This window comes from Bordetella pseudohinzii, assembly GCF_000657795.2.
Lineage (GTDB): Bacteria > Pseudomonadota > Gammaproteobacteria > Burkholderiales > Burkholderiaceae_B > Bordetella > Bordetella pseudohinzii.
The window spans coordinates 62,630-68,629 of record NZ_JHEP02000019.1 but is presented as its reverse complement, the minus strand read 5'-3'; the positions used below and the strand labels follow the sequence as shown (position 1 = coordinate 68,629).

Sequence of the window (6,000 nt, the reverse complement as noted above, 5' to 3'; positions counted from 1 at the left end):
GGCGTCGAGCCTGGCTGCGCCAGTCTCGCCCCATTCGGGCTTCCATGCTTCCCTCCCTCCGGTCGGCTCTTGCCTCCGCCCCTCCTCGGGGCTGCGCGCGCGCTCGCGGCGCGCTTGCCACGCCCCGGCCATAGCCCGGGGCATATTGGGGCCCTCCAGGCCTCGGGCGCTCGCCGCGCGGGCCGCCTTCGGCGCGCGAAAGCAGGATCACTTTGCGTGCAACTCCTGCGAGGCCTGTCCGTAAACGCCGACCTTACCCCATCGTTGCGGCTTCCAAGGAGGTCTCCATAAAAGCCGTGCCGGCTTTTACAAACCCACCCCCTTGGAAGTCCTCACTTCCCGGGGTGAAGGACGGCACGAACATACCTCACAGGACTGGCGGCACACCAATAACCCACTTCGCACAACCAAGACGAAAAACCCACGCGACGAACGCCCTTCAGTCCTGGGCAGCCTGAAAACCAAACCTTGAACCCATGACGAAATCCGAATATCTCAAAGCCCGCCGCCTGATCCGCGATAACGGCCGCTATGCGCTGCGCTGGCTCGACGCTCCCGCAGCAGCCACCATGCAGTACTTGCTCGAGCAGCAGAAGACCGACGATCTGCTCGCCGATCGCGCCCAGGTGATCGGCAATATGGGATGGGGTCTCATGTTGGCGAAATACTGGGCGCGCCGCGTCCGTGCCGCCCATGACCTGCGCACCGCACGCCAGGAGGCCCGCGCATGAAAGTCCGTAGCGAAGTCATCCAGCCGGACGCGAGCGCCTGGTCTGCGGTTGTCGAGGTGCGCGGCGTGGTCTTCGTGGCCAGCTTTGTGGCTAACCGGTTGGTTTGCCGCCTGGCGCCATACCGCCATCCGCCGCGCTATCCGAAATGGTGCTTGGAATATGTCCAGCGCTGGGCACAGGCTCGCATCGCGTCACTGCCGGCGAACTGGATGCAGGCGCATCAGGCTCTCTATGGGTCTCCCTCTGCAGGTGCTGCCTGGGTCGACGAGCCCAGAAGCACTTAAACAGTTTGGAATTGTTCGACCACGAATGAATCGCCGAGCAAGGCCGCCAGGCCTGCCCCCGTTGTCATTTCCCCACCCAACAAGGAGCACTTAGGATGCAACACTACACCGCCACCTATTCGCCCGAAGATAACAAGCTGCGTCTGTACACGCTGCACCGGCTGGACGCTGAAACGTACCGGCGCGTCAGCGCGGCGGGCTTTCGCTGGGCGGCCAAGCAGGAATTGTTCGTTGCTCCGGCCTGGACTCCTGCCCGCGAAGATCTCCTGCTTACCCTGTGCGGCGAGATCGAGCCCGAGGATACCAGCGTGACCGACCGTGCTGCCGAGCGCGGCGAGCGCTTCGAAGGCTACGCTGAAAAGCGCCTTCAGGAAGCCGAGGCCGAATATGCCCGCGTCGACGCCATCACCGAACATATCCCGCTGGGTAAGCCGATCTTGATCGGCCACCACAGCGAGCGCCGCGCTCGCAAGGACGCCGCGCGCATTCAAGAAGGAATGCGCCGAGCCGTCAAAGCCGCCGAGACCTCGAAATATTGGGACTGGCGCGCACTTGGCGTGGCTCGCTACGCCAAGATGAAGAGCGACCCGGCAGTACGCCAGCGTCGCATCAAAGGCTTGGAAGTGGATCTGCGCAAGCAACAGCGCATCATCGAGGACTCCGAGACCTTCCTACAGCACTGGAGCCGGCCGGATCTGACGAAGGGTCAGGCCCTCGCCATCGCCAATGTCTGCCACCTGTCCTTTAATTTCCCGTTGGACAAATACCCGCGCCCTCCGGGCGTGTCTCAGTACGAAGGCCCCCGGTCGCTGTGGTCGGCGCTGAACGACGACATCATCGACACCCCCGCCGCGCTGCAGCTGGCTATCCCGGCCCTGACTCGTCAGCGCGATCATGCCCAGAGATGGGCGGATCACTACGCCGGCCGCCTGGAGTACGAGCGCGCCCAGCTCGATGACGTCGGTGGCGACTTCGGCCAGCGCTTCCCCTTCGCGGCCGGCGCAACCGTGCTCGTCCAGGGGGAATGGTTGGCCGTGCTCCGTGTCAACCGCAGCGGCGGGCGCATCGTTTCCCTTACCACGGCCGCACCGGGGCACGTGCACTGGGCCAATACTTGGAAATTCGGCGTGGAAGACGTCCAGGATTTCCGCCCGCCCACCGTCGACCAGGCCGCCGCCACCAAGACCCCGCCCATCGTGAACTATCCCGGCGAGGGTATCCTGGCCATCACATCGGCTGAATGGGCCGCGACGAATAAGGATTACAAAGCGGTGCGCACCACGCTGGCCACCGGCGAGCACGGCGCGCACCGCTACCGCGTCATCATGCGCAACAGCAGCCTGTCTCGCGTGTTCCTGACCGATAAAAAGCGTGTCGACCGGCCCGCAGCCGTCGCCGTGTCGCCCGAGGCCTGCGCCTCCTAATCCCAGTTTGCCGCGCCCGGCTTTGCCGCCGGGCGCAACGTCGACATCATGAAATCTTTATCTCTTCTCGACCGCGAAGCCCGCCGGGCGCGGCTCGGCCTGGCAGCTGCGAGCGTCCCTCGGCCCGTCATCATCCCGATATCGGCGCCGCAGCTCTTTGCCACGTCGCCCGAGCTCTCCCAACTGGTCGCCGAGCGCGCCGAGTTGCCCGCCGCCTGCGACCTGCTCGAGCCCAGCGCCGGCACCGGGAATTTGCTGCGCGCCGCGCGGCTGCAGGCCTGCGGCCTGAACGTCTGCGCAGTAGAGATCAATCCCCAGCTCGCGCAGCTGCTGCGCCAGGCCGACCTGGCCGACAGGATCGAGTGCGGCGATTTCCTCGACCACACCCCCGAGGATCTGGGTCGGTTCGACCGCATCCTAATGAACCCCCCGTTTGCGAATGCCGCCGATATACGACACATCCGGCATGCAGCATCGTTTCTGCGTCCCGGTGGTCTCCTGGTTGCCATCTGCGCGGCCGGGCCACGTCAGCATGCGCAGCTTCGGCCGTTGATCATGGCCGCCGGCGGTACTTGGGAGCCGCTGCCCGATGACGCTTTCCTTGCCGCTGGTACGCGCGTGCGCACCGTGCTGCTCACTTGGCCCGCTGCGGCCTAGATCTGCCGGCAACGCGGGCAGAGTATTGCGGGCGGCGCCAATCGAGACTTCCGCTGCGCGAAAGTGGTCCAGTGCTCGGGCCGTTAGGCCCTTTCTTTCGCGCCCCAGGCGCTGCAGCGCGCCCTGCGCTCGCCACATTTACCTCTGCCTGCCACCAGCATCTCAGCACTGCACGGAGCACACAGTCGCCGCCTGGGCCGGCGCGGAATTGTGGGATCGGCTCGGCTTATAGCCGATCCCACAAATCAAGGACTTTCGCGGCATAAAGCCGCTCGCTGCGCTCGCTCTTTATTCCACGGTTCCTTGACCGCTCCCGCCCGTGGCGGCGCCCGCATGCTCCGTGCAGTGCAGTGGGGATTGGCCGCCATTGCTGCACCGTAAGGAGCATATGCAATGAGCCGCATCGTCCTGGATGATTGCCTTGACGTTCTTCCCACCCTCCCGGCCGGCTGCGCCGACCTGGTGCTGACCGATCCGCCCTACCTCGTCAACTACCGCGACCGCACCGGCCGCTCGATCGCCAACGATACGAATGACGACTGGCTTGAGCCTGCGTTCCAGCAGCTCTACCGCGTGCTGCGTAAGGATGCGTTCTGCGTCTCTTTCTACGGCTGGAACCGCGTGGATCGGTTCTTCAACGCCTGGCGCGGCGCGGGCTTTCGGGTCGTCGGCCACCTCGTCTTTGCCAAGACATATGCCTCCAACGCCAAATTTTTGCGCTATCAGCACGAATCGGCATACCTACTGGCAAAGGGGCAGCCGGCCCTGCCGGCGCAGCCTGTCCCGGATGTATTGCCGTGGACCTACACCGGGAACCGCCTGCATCCGACGCAAAAACCTGTGGAGTGCCTTGCCCCCCTCATCGAAGCATTCTGCCCTCCGCGGGGAATCGTGCTCGATCCGTTCGCCGGTTCCGGGTCGACCTGCGTGGCTGCGCGCCAGGTTGGCCGGCGCTTCTTCGGCATCGAGCTCGACCCGAAGTACCACGCCGCCGCCGTTGAACGGCTGAACTTGCCCAAAACGGAAAAGCTCGCGGCATGACGCAAGGTGCCGAGGCCGCAAGGCCCGGCACCATTCAACCCGGCATCCAGGCGGCTGCGAGTCATTCAAGTCGCAAGTGATCCATCACCGAACCACCCTTGCCAAGCTGCGATGGCCGCGAAAAAAGGGCAGGGAACTTTCGCATGCGAAAGAAGTATCTCGCGTTGAAGGGAGCGGTAGGGCCGAGCAACCATGAAATAGTGCCGCGCGCGGCAAAGGTCAACGCACAACGCCGGCGCGCTGCTGCGCGCCGGCCTGGAGTCACGACTTCCCATTTTTCTCTCGGGGCAGTTGCCTCTGCTCTATCTGGGCGTCATGCCCTTCCGAGGCTTGGGCGGCGTGTCTAGCAGCTCCGACACCACCTGGTCGCGTTCCTTCACGCACGCTTCATTTTTCAGGGCGTCTGTAAATTCGTCATAAACGGACGCGAGAATACCGACCGGCCTGGGGACTTCCGACCACATCTGGTGCGCCTTTAGCATCATCCAGCGCAGGCGCTTGACCTCCCACAAAAGGGTGATCACGTCGGAGTTCCACGGCTGGCGCTCGCGGATGGCGCGCAGCTCGGTTTCGGGAAGAGGGTCGCGGAATGGCATAGGAAATACTGTGATTTTGTACAGTATATATCCCTTGGACCGGTTGTGAAGTGGCCCTATTTCCTTGCGAGCCACTGCTGAGCAAGGATGATAACGAGGACCGTGACGGCATCGGTCAAATCGAGAGAAAGTGCAAAGGTCATAGAAGCCTCAATAGTTGTCCTATTGTGGTATCTATTGCGCCTGACTTCCTCTTGGGGGATTTCCAACCGAGATGCGGCAAACGCTCAAGAAGCGATGGGATCAATGGCATCTGGCAGTTGATATTTGCTGTTCCCAACCTCTTGCCGCACTGGGTGCCAGGTGAAAGCCGTTTCCGGCAGACCATTCTCCAGCAGCGCCCGGGCCTCTGCCAGTTCAATGTCGGGATCAATCCAGCGGGCGGCCAGATCCGGCGGCAGCGCTACCGGTCGCCGGTCATGGACGTCGATCATGCCGCCGGCGGCGTCGTTGGTGACGATGGCGAAACCGTGGACCTCGTCCTTCTCGGCGTCCGGCCGCCAGTTGCTAAGGGCTGCGAAGTAGAGGGGCGCGCCGTCGGCCGCGTGGATATAGTGGGGCTGCTTGGGCGGCTTCGGCCTATCCGCCAGGGGCTTCCATTCGTACCACCCGTCCGCCGGCACCAAGATGCGGCCGCGCGCTGTGAGCAGCTTCCACGGCCAGGCGTTGGCAAGGATCTTGTCCAGCCGCGCATTTGACATGAGGTACTTGGAGTTGTGCGGGCGCCAGCCCCAGTGCAGGCGCTCCAGCTCTAAGTCGCCGGCCAGGCGATGCAGTGCCATGGGGCGCGTGCCGGGCGGGATGTTGTAGCGGCGGCCGGCGGGGTCATCGAACAGGCGACGAGGGTTGGGAAAGATGCGCTCGACGTAATCGAGTGGGCCGGACTTTTGGACGATGCGACCACACATTTCAGCTAGGCCTCCCGCCAAAGCGCCATTCTTGCAGACATAGTAGTTCCAATCTGGGTTCCTACGCGCTGTGGTCCGTCTGGCCAGGTCGAATTGTCCGCCTTGGCCGTGTAGACCGGGTCAGTTTCAGCGACCTACCCATCTCCATCTAAAACAGTTTGGCAAGTCCCTACGCTGACGCTTCGGGCCGGCCTGTCGCGCTTCGCGTCGAGCCTGGCTGCGCCAGTCTCGCCCCATTCGGGCTTCCATGCTTCCCTCCCTCCGGTCGGCTCTTGCCTCCGCCCCTCCTCGGGGCTGCGCGCGCGCTCGCGGCACGCTTGCCACGCCGGACATAGCCCGGCGCAAATTTGGGCCCCTCC

The 6,000-nt window shown here is 64.0% G+C and carries 7 protein-coding genes; 5 read left to right on the top strand and 2 right to left on the bottom strand.

Going from position 1 to position 6,000, the window contains the following annotated elements; all coding sequences use genetic code 11:
• The first annotated feature begins 476 nt into the window (after nt 1-476).
• From L540_RS19500 to L540_RS19485, 5 genes are all read left to right on the top strand, one after another.
• Entirely contained in the window at nt 477-731 is a 255-nt protein-coding gene (locus tag L540_RS19500) for a hypothetical protein (RefSeq protein ID WP_043215375.1), read from the top strand.
• Entirely contained in the window at nt 728-1,015 is a 288-nt protein-coding gene (locus tag L540_RS21855; RefSeq protein ID WP_131726055.1) for a hypothetical protein, read from the top strand. Before L540_RS19500 ends, L540_RS21855 begins: the two co-directional genes overlap by 4 nt.
• Before the next feature lie 95 nt (nt 1,016-1,110).
• On the top strand, nt 1,111-2,439 hold the full coding sequence (locus L540_RS19495) for a DUF3560 domain-containing protein (protein WP_048026669.1): 1,329 nt from the start codon (nt 1,111-1,113) through the stop codon (nt 2,437-2,439).
• A 48-nt stretch (nt 2,440-2,487) separates the two neighbouring features.
• On the top strand, nt 2,488-3,096 hold the full coding sequence (locus L540_RS21935; protein ID WP_043215373.1) for a methyltransferase domain-containing protein: 609 nt from the start codon (nt 2,488-2,490) through the stop codon (nt 3,094-3,096).
• Nucleotides 3,097-3,489: 393 nt separating this feature from the next.
• Nucleotides 3,490-4,137, top strand: coding sequence for a DNA methyltransferase (locus L540_RS19485; RefSeq protein ID WP_043215371.1), 648 nt, complete (start codon nt 3,490-3,492; stop codon nt 4,135-4,137).
• A 302-nt stretch (nt 4,138-4,439) separates the two neighbouring features.
• Here L540_RS19485 and L540_RS19480 read toward each other — a convergent pair whose 3' ends face one another.
• Both L540_RS19480 and L540_RS19475 read right to left on the bottom strand, forming a co-directional pair.
• Entirely contained in the window at nt 4,440-4,733 is a 294-nt protein-coding gene (locus L540_RS19480; RefSeq protein ID WP_043215369.1) for a hypothetical protein, read from the bottom strand.
• A gap of 227 nt (nt 4,734-4,960) precedes the next feature.
• A complete protein-coding gene (locus L540_RS19475; RefSeq protein WP_043215367.1) occupies nt 4,961-5,641 on the bottom strand; it encodes an SOS response-associated peptidase in 681 nt (226 codons plus the stop codon).
• Nucleotides 5,642-6,000: the final 359 nt, after the last annotated feature.

Bases quoted from the DNA above. Each gene is read 5' to 3' on its own strand.
- L540_RS19500 (WP_043215375.1), top strand. From the start codon at position 477: ATGACGAAATCCGAATATCTCAAAGCCCGCCGCCTGATCCGCGATAAC.
- L540_RS21855 (WP_131726055.1), top strand. From the start codon at position 728: ATGAAAGTCCGTAGCGAAGTCATCCAGCCGGACGCGAGCGCCTGGTCT.
- L540_RS19495 (WP_048026669.1), top strand. From the start codon at position 1,111: ATGCAACACTACACCGCCACCTATTCGCCCGAAGATAACAAGCTGCGT.
- L540_RS21935 (WP_043215373.1), top strand. From the start codon at position 2,488: ATGAAATCTTTATCTCTTCTCGACCGCGAAGCCCGCCGGGCGCGGCTC.
- L540_RS19485 (WP_043215371.1), top strand. From the start codon at position 3,490: ATGAGCCGCATCGTCCTGGATGATTGCCTTGACGTTCTTCCCACCCTC.
- L540_RS19480 (WP_043215369.1), bottom strand. From the start codon at position 4,733: ATGCCATTCCGCGACCCTCTTCCCGAAACCGAGCTGCGCGCCATCCGC.
- L540_RS19475 (WP_043215367.1), bottom strand. From the start codon at position 5,641: ATGTGTGGTCGCATCGTCCAAAAGTCCGGCCCACTCGATTACGTCGAG.